Raw genomic sequence first — 12,913 nt, forward strand, 5'->3', positions numbered from 1 at the left:
GGATACACACACGCATCTACGCGATCGAGGCCTGCCATGCTGGACGCCATCTCATCCCGCACCCCGGAACTGCACGCCTGGTCGGCAGCGTCGCTGTCGCAGACCGGACCATCCCCGGCGCTGCCTTCCGCCAGTGACCGGACATCGGTGTCGGAAGGCGTCGGCCGCATGCTCGGCGCGATTGCGGGCGCCGCAGCGACCGCCTCCGGCGAACGCGAACTGGTGGCCTCGGAAGACAGTGTCACCGCCGGCGGCGTGCGCGATGCTTACGACGTGCAGCTGTACCGCGAGCCGGACGGCAGCTTCACCCTCGAACTCGACATGAAGATCGAATTCGACTTCACCGAAGGCCCGGACGGGCAGCAATGGACCGCGGCGGAGAAGCAGCAGTTCATCGACGACTACACGGCGGCGGTCGAGGCCGCCTGGGACGGCCATACGTTCACCGACGACAACGGCGAGCAGATCACACTGGACATCAACCTCGACGTGGTCGAACGCCCGGGGGGCTTCTTCGGCGGCGTACGCGACGTGCTCGACACCAGCGAGAACTGGAGCATCGAGGTCGTCAGAATCGACGCAGGCGGCTTCAACCAGAGTTACGTCGTGCCCGGCCAGAACACCGGGCGCTTCGACAGCGAGGACGTCAATCCGGTGAACAAGGGCGCCAGCGATCCGCAGGTCGGTGCGGCCCACGAGTTCGGCCACATGATCGGCCTGCCCGACGAATACAATGGCAACGGTGGTCCCGAGGCGCAGAACGACACCGACAGCATCATGCACACCGGCATGGACGTGCGTGACCGGCACATGGATCTCGTGGAAGCGTGGGTCAACCGGAACAACTGATCATGCCGGCCGATCTCCAGCGCAGCACCATCCGGATCGCACTCGCGGGGTGCCTGCTGACGGCCGGCCTGCTGTCGAGCGCCTGTGGCAGCGGACGTAGCGGAGACGAGATGAAGCACGATGCAGCAGCCGACACCGCATGGACCCGGGTCACCGCGGCGACCTCGGCTGCGGAACAGCGACAGCAGATCGACGCGTTCCTCGCCAGTCAGCAGCAGGGCGGAGCGCCCCCGCTGATGGTCAATGTGGCGAAACGGGACGGGGGTGCACCCGCCCCGATCGACGATGCCCTGTGGCAGAACCCGCAGGACTACGAGGTCACCCTGCGGTACGGCGAACGGCGGTACCGGTTCGTGCCGCTGTCGCGCTCCAGTCTGGAGCCGCTGTTCCGCGAGTAGCGGTCCGCGTGCGGCGACCGGCGCACGCACCGGTTGCGGAGAGGGCTTCCGCCTGTCCGGTCATCCGCCGACGTGTCCTACTCCTGCGGCGCCCGCGCGCTGTCGTAGGGCACTGCGGTCGCACCGGTGATCGTGCCGGTCCGCGCGCTGGTGTGGACGTACAGGGTGACTTCGCGCTTGAACTCCAGCGCACCGTCGACGACCGCATCCGGCCCGATGATCACGCGCGGGTTGCGGCGGCTGATCGTCACCGGGAACCAGTTCGACGAGGGCTTGTCGATCACCAGCCTGCCGCGCACGTGCGAGCCGGTGCCGATGGTGACGTCGCCATTGACCGTTTTCACGTCGCCGGTGATTTCGGTGCCGACCAGGCCGATCGCGCCATTGACTGTCGAGACGTTGCCGTCGATGCGGCCACCGCGGTCGATGAAGAGACCGCCACTGACGCTCTCGACGTTGCCGCCGATCTTCGCCTCGGTGCCGACGCGGATGCCGCCGTTGACGGTGGTCAGCGACTTGGCCTGTGCCCGCGTGCCGAGGGTGATGCCGCCATTGACGGTTTCCACGTCCTCCAGCGAGACGCCGTCACCACCGCGGATACCGCCGTTCACGGTTTCCACGTCGCGTGCCGTGGCGCCATCGCCGATGCGGATGCCGCCATTGACCGTGCTCAGGTCGCGGTAGGTCTGGCCGGCCTCGGCCTGGACACCGCCGTTGACCTTGGAGATGTCCTCCTGCGCGAATGCACCACCGGTCGCCAGCGCGAGTGAGACTGCAAGCAGCAGGGGAGCGGAAGCGAAGCGCGCGTGGGCGGTGGACATGGCCGTGACCTCTTGATGGGGATGGGCGGCCCGGAGGCCGTCGACGGGAAGCTTGCCTCCGCTTCGCTACAATCGCATCTGTCTTTGGTCACTGGGTCGATCGTCGTGCCGCACGCCGCCAGCTCTCCCCGTCCGCGCCCCGTCGTCCTGCTGATCCTCGATGGCTGGGGGCACCGCGACGATCCGCGCGACAACGCGCTGGCACTCGCCGACATCCCCAACTGGCGCCGCCTGCTGGCCGAGCACCCGTCCACACTGATTCATACCGAGGGCCGCCACGTCGGCCTGCCGGACGGACAGATGGGCAATTCCGAAGTCGGCCACATGAACATCGGTGCCGGCCGCATCGTCTACCAGGACCTGACCCGCATCGACGCGGCGATCGAGGACGGCAGCTTCTTCGACAACGCCGAGCTGCTGGCCGCCTGCGATGCGGTGCGCGGCAACGGCGGCACGCTGCACGTCATGGGCCTGCTGTCGCCCGGCGGCGTGCACAGCCACGAAGCGCATCTGGCGGCGATGCTCGACCTCGCCGCCAAGCGCGGCGTCGCCCGCGTCGCCGTGCATGCCTTCACCGATGGCCGCGACATGCCGCCGCGTTCGGCCGGACCCAGCCTGCGCGCGCTGCAGGATCACTGCGCCGCCCTCGGCAATGCGCACGTCGCCAGCGTGTCCGGCCGTTACTACGCGATGGACCGCGACAATCGCTGGGAGCGTGTGCGCCTGGCCTGGGATGCGATCGTCGATGCGACATCGCCGCACCACGCGCCCGATGCGGTTGCCGCACTGCAGGCCGCCTATGCGCGCGACGAGAACGACGAGTTCGTGCTGCCGACCGTGATCGACGGCGCCGCGCCGATGGCCGATGGCGACGCGGTCGTCTTCATGAATTTCCGCGCCGACCGCGCACGCCAGCTGACGGCCGCGTTCGTCGATCCCGCATTCGCCGGATTCGAGGCGCGTCGTCCGCAGCTCGCGCGTTTCGTCTGCCTGACCGAATACGACGCGCGTCTGCCGGCGCCGCTCGCATTCGCGCCCGACAACCTGCCGAACACGCTGGGCGAAGTGCTCGGCGCGAACGGTCTGACCCAGCTGCGCATCGCTGAGACCGAGAAGTACGCGCACGTGACGTTCTTCATGAGCGGCGGCCGCGAGGATCCTTATCCGGGCGAAGACCGCATCCTGGTGCCGAGCCCCAAGGTCGCGACCTACGACCTGCAGCCGGAAATGAGCGCGCCCGAAGTCTGCGACAAGCTCGTGCAGGCCGTGCGCGACCAGCGCTTCGATGTGGTGATCTGCAACTTCGCCAATCCGGACATGGTCGGCCACACCGGCGTGCTGGCCGCGGCGATCAAGGCCGTGGAAACGGTCGACAGGGCAGTCGGCGAGATCGTCGCGGCCGTGCGCGAGCAGGGCGGCGAACTGCTGGTGACCGCCGACCACGGCAACGTCGAAATGATGCGCGACCCGGAAACCGGCGAGCCGCACACCTCGCACACCGTCGGCCCGGTGGATCTGATCTACGTCGGCAGTCGCGATGTGCCGTTGCGGAGCGGCGGTGCACTGCGCGATCTCGCGCCGACGATCCTCGATCTGATCGGCGTCGAACAGCCGGCCGAGATGACCGGCCGCAGCCTGCTGCAGGCCGCCGGCTGAACATGTCCCGCGGCCGCGCGCTGCTGCTGGTCGCGCTGCTCGTCGCGGCGCTGCCCGTGCTCGACGCCGCGGCGCAGAACAGCCGCGAGACCGAGCGCCGCCTCGAGCGCGTGCGCAAGGAACTGCGCGATGTCGCCAGCGAGCGCCGTCGACTCGAAGGCCAGCGCGGCGCTGCTGCACGCGATCTGCGCACGGCCGACGAGCAGGTCGCAGCGTCGACGCGCGCGCTGCGCGAAACCCGGGTCAAGCTGGCCGAGGAACAGATCGCGCTCGAACGGCTGCAGGCGCGCCGGGTCGAACTGGAGTCGACCGTCGAGACACGCCGCCAGGAGCTGGCTGCCCTGGTGCGCGCCGCCTACACGGTCGGCGACGAAGCGGCGCTCAAGCTGATGCTCGCGCAGGACCGGGTCGCCGATGCCGGGCGTCTGCTGACCTACCACCGGTACCTGCAGGACCAGCGCAGCACCCGCATCGCCGAACTGCGTGCGGAGGTGCAGGAACTGGACGGCATCGAAGCCGCCATCCAGGACCGCCGTGCCGCGCTGGAGGCCACGCAGGTCGAACAGCGCACACAGCTGGCGAAGGTCGAAACCGATCGCGGCCAGCGTGCCGAGGCGGTCAAGGGCATCGAATCCCGCTTCAACGACCGCAGCGCGCGCGAGCAGGCTCTGGGGCGTGACGCGCGGTCCCTGGAACGTGTGCTCACCCAGCTCCGCGAAGCGGCACGTCGCGCCGAGGCCGAACGTCGTGCAGCGGCGGCTGCAGCCCGCGAACGCGAGGCGCGGGAAGCACGCGAGGCCACGGCCGCGGGGCGCCCGCGTCCACCGCCGCGTCCACCCACCCAGGTCGCGCGCAATGCCGCCCCGCAGGTCGGTGGCCTTGGCTGGCCGGTCAGCGGCAGCCTGCTGACCGCCTACGGCGGCAAGCTGCCCGACGGGCGCAGCAGTACCGGCATCCTGATCGGCGCGCCCGCCGGGACGCCGGTGAAGGCCGTGGCCGACGGCACCGTGGTGTTCGCCGAGTGGATGACCGGCTACGGCATGCTGCTCATCGTCGATCACGGCAACGGCTACATGAGCCTGTATGCGCACAACGACGGCCTGCTCAAGAGCGTCGGCAACAGCGTGCGCCGCGGCGATACCGTCTCCAGTGTCGGCAGCTCCGGCGGCCAGGGCCGCAGCGGCCTGTATTTCGAACTGCGCCAGAACGGCACGCCGGTCAATCCCAGCACCTGGCTGCAGCGACGCTGAGACCGGGCGCGAGGCCTGCGTCACCGGCTTACGGCGGCGGCATGTCGTCGCGGACACGCAGGAAACGGGCGAAACGCGGCAGCCCGGTCGATGTCAGTCCGTTGTGGCGATAGGTGACCCAGCTGCCCGGCGCAGGCGGGTCCGCGCGCTGCGCATCGCTGAAGCCCGTGCCGATGCGGAAGCGGCGACCGTCGTGGTGCTCGACCACCAGTGCGCCCAGCATGCCGGCGTACTTGCCCTGTCCCGGCGCATGCGCGACGACGCGGGCCTCGGCGTCGTCATGCGGTTTGAGCTTGAGCAGCGCGCTGCTGCGGCCGCCGGTATAGCGGGCCTGCGCGTGGTGCAGCATCAGGCCTTCGCCGCCGTCGGCCACCACCTGCGCCAGCCGGGCATCGAGCGCGGCGCGTGACGCGAGCCGTGTCTGTTCGACCATCCGCAATTGCGGATGCGCCGCGGCGGCGACCATGGCGCGCATCGCGTCGACACGCTCGGAGAACGTGCCCGGGTGCGCCGGCAGGTCGAACAGCATGAAGCGCATGCGCGCCCACGCCGCCGGGTCGGCGCCGTGACTGCGGACGATGCCGCTGGCGATGTCGAACTGTTCGCGCGCGATCCACAGCTCGCCATCCATCGGCGTGTCCGGCCAGCCTGCGACGAACCCGGACGGCACGGCGATGCGGTGGCCGCCGCGGGTCCACAGCGCGCGGCCGTCCCAGCGGGCGCGGACGCCGTCGAGTTTTTCGCTGACGTAGTACGCCGGCACGTCGATCTGCGATGCGCCCAGGTCGCGTGCCAGCATCAGTGCAGGCGGCGCTGGCGTCGAGGCCGGGAGCGGAACCGCGACGAAGCACAGCAGCAGGATCAGCAGTGCAGCGATCGGATGGCAGAGGGGACGATGGACCCGCATCGGCGGACTCCGGCGCGGAGAGATGGCCAGAGTGCGGTGCGCACGCGCGCAGCTCGATCGCCGGACGGCACGATGCATCGTCGGCAGGGCGCCTGCTGCGCTGTCGGAAGGCCGGCTGCGATCACGTCCGCGGGACTGCTGCCGAGTGCCTCCGGTCACGTTGGAAGGCGCCGGCAGCGGACGTCGACCGGATCACCGCGGGACCCGGCCGACGTCTGTCGATGGTGATCCCGCCCACTGGAAAGGGCGGGACCACGCTGTCTTCGACTGATCGTCGAAGACAGCGCCTAGAACGGCAGCGCCAGGCCCGGATCGATCGCCAGCAGCTGTTCGCGGAAGGTCTGCTGGATGCGCACCAGTGCATCGCGACTGTCGGCATCGAAGCGCAGCACGAGCACCGGCGTGGTGTTCGATGCGCGGACCAGACCCCAGCCGTCCGGCCAGTCGGCACGCACGCCGTCGATGGTCGACAGGCGCGCGCCGTCGAACGCGGACTCGGCCTGCACGCGGGCGACGAACGCGTGCGGGTCGCCGTTCGGTGCCGGCACCTTGATCTCGGGCGTCGACACGCCGTTGGGCAGCGCCTTGAGCACCGCCGAGGGATCGTCGTCCAGCGCCAGGATCTCGAGCAGGCGGGCAGCGGCATAGATGCCGTCATCGAAGCCGTACCAGCGCTCGGCGAAGAAGAAATGGCCACTCATCTCGCCGGCCAGTTCCGCACCGGTCTCGCGCATCTTGGCCTTGATCAGCGAATGCCCGGTCTTCCACATCAGCGGGCTGCCGCCGTGGCGCAGCACGTGGCCCGGCAGGCGGCCGGTGCACTTCACGTCGAACACGATCATCGCGCCCGGGTTGCGCTCCAGCACGTCGGCCGCGAACAGCATCAGCAGGCGGTCGGCGTAGATGTTCTCGCCGTCCCGCGTGACCACGCCGAGACGGTCGCCATCGCCATCGAAGGCAATGCCCAGGTCCGCATCGAAGCGCTGCACGGTGCTGATGAGGTCTTCGAGGTTCTGCGGCTCGCTCGGGTCGGGATGGTGATTGGGGAACGCACCATCGATGTCGCAGTACAGCGGCACCACTTCGGCGCCGATGGCCTCGAGCACGCGCGGACCGAGTTCACCGGCAACGCCGTTGCCGGCATCGACGACGACCTTCAGCGGCCGGGCGATCTGGATGTCCTCGGCGATGCGGCGGACGTAGTCCTCGCCGATGTCGCGTTCGGACACGCTACCCGGCTGGGCGGCCTGGTGCAGGCGGTCATCGGCGATACGCGCGTGCAGGTCGGTGATCGCATCGCCCGACAGCGTCTCGCCACCGACCACGATCTTGAACCCGTTGTAATCGGCCGGGTTGTGGCTGCCGGTCACCGAGATGCAGCAGCCGGTGCGCAGGTGATAGGCGCCGAAGTACACCACCGGCGTCGGCGCCATGCCGATGTCGATGACGTTGCGGCCGGTCTTGCGCAGGCCGGCCACGAGGCCGGCGACCAGATCCGGGCCCGACAGGCGACCGTCACGGCCGACGACGATGTCGGCCAGGTCCTGCTCCTGCATCAGCGAACCGACGGCCTGGCCGATCAGTTCGGCCACGCCGGTGTCGAGCGTCTGCCCGACCACGCCGCGGATGTCGTAGGCACGGAAGATCGACGGGTCGAGCACCACCGAGGCAGGGGCCGCTTTCTTCTTCGGCGTGTCGGTGCGCACCGGCACGGGCGGCGCGTCGGCGACGGCGCCCTCGGGTGTCGCGCTGCGCAGCGAATCGGCGAACGTCGGCGTGGTGTCTTCCGCCGCGGTGGCGCGGCCCGGACCGCGCGGCAGGCGCCAGGCCAGCACCGCGAGCAGCAGGAACAGGCCGGCACCGGCCAGCAGCGGAATCGCACCCAGGCCCATCGGCGCATCACCGACCCGTGGGACGGCCGCCGCCACGCGGAGCGGCGTCCCGGGCACGGGCTTGCCCATGCGCTCGGCCACCTTCTCCAGACCCGTGTCGCCGCGCGCGACCAGGGTGTGGCCGCCCTGGCGCAGGGCGAGATACACGGCGCCATCCACGGCGGCCGCGTCGATGCCTGCGGTTGCATGCGAGACCGGCAACTGGGCGAGGGCGATGCCGACCAGGCGGTCGTCCACGCGCGCTGGCGCCGCCACCAGCAAGCGGGGCGCCGCCTCCACCTGGGCGACGGTCAGCACCGCGCTGTCCTTGATGTAGGCATCCTCGAGCGCGCCGACGCGGCCGAAGCCGCGGCTCTCGAGCGCGGCATAGGCCTGCTGCAGGTCCGGCGCATAGATGTCCACGCGTTCGACCTGTGGCCAGTCGGCCGCCAGCGCAGTGCCGGCCGCCGCCAGATCATCCGCCGCCAGCGCGCTCTGGACCGCCGGGTCCGCCAGTCGCGTCTCCATGCGGACGAGTTCGGCCTGCAGCGCACGCTGCGTCGCCGCGACCGCGGTATCGCGTTCGCGTTCGGTGGCACCGGTGCGGCGTTCGCCGTGGAACTGCTGCCAGCCGCTCCAGGCGAACCAGACCGCCAGCAGCGCCAGCATGAGCGCCAGCAATGGTGCCGCCCGCTGCAGCTGCGCCCACAACGCCGTCTGTCGCGATTCCTTGTCGCTCATCTGCAACTCCCCCTCAACGCACCCCCGAGTGACCGAACCCCCCGGCCCCGCGTGCGGTTTCGACGAAAGTATCCACCACATTCAGCGTCGCCCGCACGACCGGCAGCAGGACAAGCTGCGCGATCCGGTCGCCGGGCTCGATGGTGAAGGCGTCCTTGCCACGATGCCAGACGCTGATCATCAGCGGCCCCTGGTAATCGGCATCGATCAGACCCGTGCCATTGCCGAGCACGATGCCGTGCTTGTGACCCAGGCCCGAGCGCGGCAGCACCATGGCGCACAGGCCCGGATCGCCGATGTGGATCGCCAGGCCCGACGGCACCAGCGACACGTCGCCGGGCAGCAGGGTCAGCGGTTCGTCCAGCGCGGCGCGCAGGTCGAGACCGGCGCTGCCCGCGGTGGCATAGGCCGGCAGCGGCCACTGCTGGCCGAAGCGTGCGTCGAGCACGCGGATATCGAGAATGTGCGACATCAGGGGTCCTGTCGGAGGCGGGCCGCGACCAGCGCGACCAGGCGGTCCGCGATCTCGGCCTTGGAGGCGGGCCCGAGCTGTACCTGGCCCGCGGCGTCGTGCACCAGCAGCGTGTTGTCGTCGCCTTCGAAGCCGCTGCCGGCGATGCCGACACGGTTGGCGGCGATCAGGTCGACGCGCTTGGCGACGAGCTTGCCGCGCGCGTTGGCATCGACGTCGTCGGTCTCGGCGGCGAAGCCGACGACGAGCTGCGGACGCGGATCCGCACTGGCGACGTCGGCGAGGATGTCGCGGGTGCGCACCAGGTGCAGATCCAGACCGTCTTCGCCCGGCCGCTTCTTGATCTTCGACGGGGCGACCTGCGCCGGGGTGAAGTCCGCGACCGCGGCGGCGCCGATGTAGAGGTCGGCCGGCAGCGCGTCGAACACGGCGGCATGCATCTGCGCGGCCGAGCGCACATCGATGCGATGCACGCCGTCGGGCGTCGGCAGATGCACCGGCCCGGCGACCAGCACCACGTCGGCGCCTGCGCGCTGCGCGGCCGCGGCGATCGCGAAGCCCATCTTGCCGCTGCTGCGGTTGCCGAGGAACCGGACCGGATCGAGATCCTCGTAGGTCGGACCGGCGGTGACCAGCACGCGGCGTCCGGTGAGGGCGGTGCTCATACGGGCAACGCGGCCACGATCGCCTGCGGCTCGGCGAGGCGGCCGGGGCCGGATTCGCCTTCCGCGAGCGGACCGTCCTCGGGGCCGATCACCTGCGCACCGCGCTCGCGCAACAGCGCGATGTTCGCCTGCGTTGCAGGGTGCAGCCACATGCGGTGGTTCATCGCCGGGCACACGGTCAGCGGCGCCGTTGTCGCCAGGCACAGGGTGGTCACGAGGTTGTCGGCGAAGCCATTCGCGAGCTTGGCGAGCGTGTTCGCCGTCGCCGGCGCCACGACCACTCGGGTCGCCCAGCGCGCGAGCTCGATGTGGCCCATCGCGGCTTCCGCACCCGGGTCCCACAACGTCGTGCGCACGGCGTTGTGCGAGACGGCCTGGAAGGTCGTCGCGGACACGAAGTGCTGCGCACTCTCGGTCATCGCCACGCGGACTTCGGCGCCGGCATCGCGCAGACGGCGGACGAGGTCCGCAGCCTTGTAGGCGGCGATGCCACCGCATACGCACAGCAGGATGCGCTGCCCGTGCAGCGGGGTCGATACGGCGCCCATCGTCGGCGGAGTCCTACCGGAAAACCGGCCGACAGCTTACCCGAAGCGATGCCGGTGACCGGCTGCCCGACCGGGCCTGCCCGGGTTGGAATGCAGGTCTCGCCGGTGCGGGCGACGGCGCAGTCCTTCCCCTGGGACGTGCGCCCGCACCGGCGTCCTTCCGGGACATCCCATGCACATCCGCGAATGGCCGGCCGGCGAACGCCCCCGCGAAAAACTGCTGGGTCAGGGCGCGGGTGCGCTGTCGGATGCCGAACTGCTGGCGATCTTTCTCGGCTCGGGCCTGCGCGGACAGGACGCGGTGACGACCGCACGCCAGCTGCTCGCGGCACACGGCCCCCTGCGCACGCTGATCGAACGCGGCGCCGCCGGGCTCGCCGCGCTGCCGGGCCTCGGCCCCGCGCGGGCCTGCGCGCTGACGGCGGCGCTGGAACTCGGCAACCGCGTGCTCGCCGCCGACCTCGCACGCGGCGAGGCGATGACCGACCCCTCCGCCGCAGGCCGGTACTTCTCGCAGCGCCTGCGTGGCTTCGCGCACGAGGTGTTCGCGGTGCTGTTCCTCGACAGCAGGCACCGCGCGCTGGCGTTCGAGGAACTGTTCCGCGGCACGATCGACGGCGCCGAGGTCCATCCGCGCGAAGTGGTGCGTCGCGCGCTGGCGCACAACGCGGCGGCGGTGATCGTCGGTCACAACCATCCCAGCGGCAGCCGTGAGCCGAGTGCCGCCGATCGCGCGGTCACCGCGCAGCTCAAGCAGGCACTGTCACTGGTCGACGTACGGCTGCTCGACCATTTCGTCGTCGGCGACGGCGCGGCGGTATCGCTGGCGGCACGCGGCTGGGTCTGAGGCGACAGCGCGCGCATCGAGGGCGCCGCCGGATCGAAATGCGGATCGCACCGCGCGGATGTTCAAAGCACGCGGCGATTGGCGACTCGCGTGCGCAACCGCACACTGGCGCGATGCCGACAACCTCCATCGATCCCGCTGCACCGTGTCCCTGCGGCCGTGCACGCCCTTATGCCGACTGCTGCGAACCGCTGCATGACGGCGCCGCCGCGCCGGATGCCGAAGCACTGATGCGTTCGCGCTACGTCGCCTACGTGCAGCGCGACGCGGACTATCTGCGCGCGAGCTGGCACGCCTCGACGCGTCCGGACGATCTCGGCTTCGAGGCTCCGCAACCGGCCTGGCTGGGTCTGGAGGTCAAGGCGCACGACATCCTCGATGCCGACCACGCCGAAGTCGCCTTTGTCGCCAAGTACCGCATCGGCGGCGGCAGTGTGGTGCGTATGCGCGAGCGCAGCCGCTTCGTGCGCGAGGACGGGCGCTGGTTCTACGTGGATGGCGACATCGGCTGAGCGCACGGTGAAACCGGCGCCGGCGCAGGGATGCGCCGGCCACGCCGGCTCGTGCACAGTGGTCGCCTCGCTCGCGCAGGCTGTCCGCATGTCCCGTTTCCCGACGCATCGTCTCTCCAATCCCGCACGCCTCTCGCTGTCCGGCCTGCTGCTGTGCGCAGGCGGCGCCGCCGCGCAGGTGCCCGCGACGCCGGCGCCCGCCGCGGCCCCGACCCATGACGCCGCCGCGTTCGCGCGCTGCATCACCGGTATGCGCGGCGATGCAGCCAAGGCCGGCATTCCGCAGGCGGCGTTCGACCAGCTCGCCGACGTGACACCGGACATGACGGTGCTGCCGCTGCTCGATTCGCAGCCCGAATTCACCACGCCGCTGTGGGATTACCTCGCCGGTCTCGTCGATGACGAACGCGTGGCCGATGGACGCGCGCGTCTGGTCGAGCATCGCGCGCTGCTCGATCGCGTGGCCGCGCAGTACGGCGTCGACGCCGAAACCGTGGTCGCGATCTGGGGCGTGGAGAGCGACTACGGCCGCATCTCCGGCAAGCGGCCGCTGCGTGTGTCGCTGGCGACGCTGGCCTGCAACGGCCGCCGCCAGCCGTTCTTCCGCAGCGAGTTCGTTGCCCTGCTCAAGCTGATGCACGACGGCGATCTGCAGAACCGCGACACCACCGGCTCCTGGGCCGGCGCGTTCGGGCATACCCAGTTCATGCCGAGCACCTACGCGCGCATCGCGGTCGACTTCGACGGCGACGGCCGCCGTGATCTGGTCGACAGCATTCCGGACGCGCTGGCGTCGACCGCGAACTACCTCAAGCGTTCGCGTGCCGGGTGGAAGACGGGGCAGCCCTGGGGCTACGAGATCAAGCTGCCGGCCGGTTTCGACACCGCGCAGGCCGGCCGCACCAGCCGCCGGACCGTAGCCGACTGGACCGCACGCGGCATCACCCGCGTCGACGGCGGTGCGTTGCCGGCCGGCAATACACAGGCCGCCATCCTCGTGCCGACCGGCGCCCGAGGCCCCGCCTTCATCGTTTTCAGCAACTACGACGCGATTTTCTCCTACAACGCGGCGGAGAGTTATGCGCTGGCGATCGCCACGCTGGCCGACCGCCTGCGCGGTGGCAGCGGCCTGCAGACGCCGTGGCCGACCGACGACCCGGGCCTGTCGCGCGCGCAGCGCCGCGAACTGCAGACCCTGCTGCTCGCACGTGGGCACGCGATCGGCGAGGTCGACGGCATGATAGGCACCGCGAGCCGGCGGGCGATCCAGGCCGAACAGCAACGGATCGGCCTGAAGCCGGACGATGGTCGTGCAGGCGTCCGCATCCTGGACGCCCTGAAAGCCGGTCGCTGAGCCACCGCCGGCGCGCGCCCGC

General features: G+C 70.5%; 11 protein-coding genes and 1 pseudogene. 7 read left to right on the forward strand and 5 right to left on the reverse strand.

Annotation, left to right across the window (positions count from 1 at the left end; genetic code table 11):
- The first annotated feature begins 36 nt into the window (after nt 1-36).
- Together AC3A4E_RS00645 and AC3A4E_RS00650 are read left to right on the forward strand one after the other, a co-directional pair.
- Nucleotides 37-849, forward strand: coding sequence for a metallopeptidase domain-containing protein (locus tag AC3A4E_RS00645; protein WP_487629655.1), 813 nt, complete (start codon nt 37-39; stop codon nt 847-849).
- Nucleotides 850-851: 2 nt separating this feature from the next.
- The gene (locus AC3A4E_RS00650) at nt 852-1,247 is read left to right on the forward strand and encodes a hypothetical protein (RefSeq protein WP_487629656.1); all 396 of its coding nucleotides are present in this window, start codon (nt 852-854) and stop codon (nt 1,245-1,247) included.
- 77 nt (nt 1,248-1,324) lie between these two features.
- On the opposite strand, the gene AC3A4E_RS00655 is transcribed toward AC3A4E_RS00650, so the two are convergent.
- Complete coding sequence (locus tag AC3A4E_RS00655; protein ID WP_487629657.1) at nt 1,325-2,068, reverse strand: DUF4097 family beta strand repeat-containing protein; 744 nt, start codon at nt 2,066-2,068, stop codon at nt 1,325-1,327.
- Between the two features lie 105 nt (nt 2,069-2,173).
- Here AC3A4E_RS00655 and gpmI point away from each other — a divergent pair, with 105 nt between their 5' ends.
- Both gpmI and AC3A4E_RS00665 read left to right on the forward strand, forming a co-directional pair.
- Nucleotides 2,174-3,724 carry a 2,3-bisphosphoglycerate-independent phosphoglycerate mutase gene (gpmI, locus tag AC3A4E_RS00660; RefSeq protein WP_487629658.1) on the forward strand — a complete coding sequence of 517 codons (1,551 nt, stop codon included), beginning with the start codon at nt 2,174-2,176 and terminating at the stop codon, nt 3,722-3,724.
- A 2-nt stretch (nt 3,725-3,726) separates the two neighbouring features.
- The gene (locus AC3A4E_RS00665; RefSeq protein ID WP_487629659.1) at nt 3,727-4,974 is read left to right on the forward strand and encodes a murein hydrolase activator EnvC family protein; all 1,248 of its coding nucleotides are present in this window, start codon (nt 3,727-3,729) and stop codon (nt 4,972-4,974) included.
- A 28-nt stretch (nt 4,975-5,002) separates the two neighbouring features.
- Here the strand turns inward: AC3A4E_RS00665 and AC3A4E_RS00670 are convergent, their stop codons facing one another.
- The 4 genes and pseudogenes from AC3A4E_RS00670 to coaBC form a co-directional block, all read right to left on the reverse strand.
- Nucleotides 5,003-5,881 (reverse strand): DNA ligase, encoded by an 879-nt coding sequence (locus tag AC3A4E_RS00670; protein ID WP_487629660.1) that lies wholly within the window; start codon nt 5,879-5,881, stop codon nt 5,003-5,005.
- A gap of 287 nt (nt 5,882-6,168) precedes the next feature.
- The gene (locus tag AC3A4E_RS00675) at nt 6,169-8,493 is read right to left on the reverse strand and encodes a phosphomannomutase/phosphoglucomutase (RefSeq protein WP_487629661.1); all 2,325 of its coding nucleotides are present in this window, start codon (nt 8,491-8,493) and stop codon (nt 6,169-6,171) included.
- 13 nt (nt 8,494-8,506) lie between these two features.
- Complete coding sequence (gene dut, locus AC3A4E_RS00680) at nt 8,507-8,965, reverse strand: dUTP diphosphatase (RefSeq protein WP_487629662.1); 459 nt, start codon at nt 8,963-8,965, stop codon at nt 8,507-8,509.
- Nucleotides 8,965-10,178 (reverse strand): annotated as a pseudogene (gene coaBC, locus AC3A4E_RS00685) (bifunctional phosphopantothenoylcysteine decarboxylase/phosphopantothenate--cysteine ligase CoaBC). Before coaBC ends, dut begins: the two are co-directional and overlap by 1 nt.
- A 172-nt stretch (nt 10,179-10,350) precedes the next feature.
- Here coaBC and radC point away from each other — a divergent pair.
- The 3 genes from radC to AC3A4E_RS00700 all read left to right on the forward strand — a co-directional run bounded on the left by radC (nt 10,351) and on the right by AC3A4E_RS00700 (nt 12,891).
- Nucleotides 10,351-11,025, forward strand: a complete 675-nt coding sequence (radC, locus tag AC3A4E_RS00690) for a RadC family protein (RefSeq protein ID WP_487629663.1) — start codon at nt 10,351-10,353, stop codon at nt 11,023-11,025.
- A 113-nt stretch (nt 11,026-11,138) separates the two neighbouring features.
- Nucleotides 11,139-11,537 carry a YchJ family protein gene (locus AC3A4E_RS00695; RefSeq protein ID WP_487629664.1) on the forward strand — a complete coding sequence of 133 codons (399 nt, stop codon included), beginning with the start codon at nt 11,139-11,141 and terminating at the stop codon, nt 11,535-11,537.
- An 88-nt stretch (nt 11,538-11,625) separates the two neighbouring features.
- Nucleotides 11,626-12,891 (forward strand): lytic murein transglycosylase, encoded by a 1,266-nt coding sequence (locus AC3A4E_RS00700; RefSeq protein WP_487629665.1) that lies wholly within the window; start codon nt 11,626-11,628, stop codon nt 12,889-12,891.
- Nucleotides 12,892-12,913 lie beyond the last annotated feature (22 nt).

This window comes from Luteimonas sp. Soil_N_1 (assembly GCF_057656255.1).

Bases quoted from the DNA above. Each gene is read 5' to 3' on its own strand.
- AC3A4E_RS00675 (WP_487629661.1), bottom strand. From the start codon at position 8,493: ATGAGCGACAAGGAATCGCGACAGACGGCGTTGTGGGCGCAGCTGCAG.
- AC3A4E_RS00700 (WP_487629665.1), top strand. From the start codon at position 11,626: ATGTCCCGTTTCCCGACGCATCGTCTCTCCAATCCCGCACGCCTCTCG.
- dut (WP_487629662.1), bottom strand. From the start codon at position 8,965: ATGTCGCACATTCTCGATATCCGCGTGCTCGACGCACGCTTCGGCCAG.
- radC (WP_487629663.1), top strand. From the start codon at position 10,351: ATGCACATCCGCGAATGGCCGGCCGGCGAACGCCCCCGCGAAAAACTG.
- AC3A4E_RS00655 (WP_487629657.1), bottom strand. From the start codon at position 2,068: ATGTCCACCGCCCACGCGCGCTTCGCTTCCGCTCCCCTGCTGCTTGCA.
- AC3A4E_RS00695 (WP_487629664.1), top strand. From the start codon at position 11,139: ATGCCGACAACCTCCATCGATCCCGCTGCACCGTGTCCCTGCGGCCGT.
- AC3A4E_RS00645 (WP_487629655.1), top strand. From the start codon at position 37: ATGCTGGACGCCATCTCATCCCGCACCCCGGAACTGCACGCCTGGTCG.
- AC3A4E_RS00670 (WP_487629660.1), bottom strand. From the start codon at position 5,881: ATGCGGGTCCATCGTCCCCTCTGCCATCCGATCGCTGCACTGCTGATC.
- AC3A4E_RS00665 (WP_487629659.1), top strand. From the start codon at position 3,727: ATGTCCCGCGGCCGCGCGCTGCTGCTGGTCGCGCTGCTCGTCGCGGCG.
- AC3A4E_RS00650 (WP_487629656.1), top strand. From the start codon at position 852: ATGCCGGCCGATCTCCAGCGCAGCACCATCCGGATCGCACTCGCGGGG.